Source organism: Capnocytophaga periodontitidis, assembly GCF_016126015.1.
GTDB lineage: Bacteria > Bacteroidota > Bacteroidia > Flavobacteriales > Flavobacteriaceae > Capnocytophaga > Capnocytophaga periodontitidis.
This window is the reverse complement of sequence record NZ_JAEFDB010000049.1, coordinates 1-603: the sequence shown is the minus strand read 5'-3', so window position 1 is coordinate 603 and position 603 is coordinate 1. Positions and strand designations below refer to the sequence as shown.

Here is a 603-nt window from a genome sequence, read left to right as displayed (position 1 = left end):
CTTTGATAATGGAGGAAATAGTTTAGGCAATGGTACAGAGTACACACTTTCGAACTTGAATGGAGGTACTTTCTACGCTATGATAAAAGACGCTTCAGGTACTTGTGCTACGAGCACCACAAGCGTAACAGTAGAACCAGCCTTCGAGTTGCAAACACTCAGTATCACCACTACAACATCAGCTACTTGTGCTGTAGACGAGGTGATCAACATCAGTGTAACCGCTACGCCTACTTATATAGCAGGAACACCATTGCGCTATGAGATAAAAGGAAATGACAATGCCTTTACCACTATCACCACCACTACGGCAACCAACTTGAGTTTGGTCCTTACAGGTTCACAAAACTTATCAGGTTCAAATTATAAGGTAGAGGTATTCAACGAAAAAACAGGTTGTAGCATCACAGGAGTACATACTGTGAAAGATGCTAATACCTTCGAGATAACCTCAAGTAACCCAGTGAGAGCCATTTGTCATAATGGAAATGGTAGTATAATGCTTACCTTTGTAGATAAAGATCTTTCAGATGGCGATCAATCCCTACAAGGCTTTACCTATACAGTTACAGCAGTAAGTGGAGGAGCGACCATTCCAGGAAA

At 41.6% G+C, this 603-nt stretch carries 1 protein-coding gene; it reads left to right on the top strand.

Annotated elements, in window-relative coordinates:
• Positions 1–603, top strand: a 603-nt coding sequence (locus I7X29_RS15250; RefSeq protein ID WP_198475895.1) for a hypothetical protein, incomplete at both ends; no start/stop codon positions are given.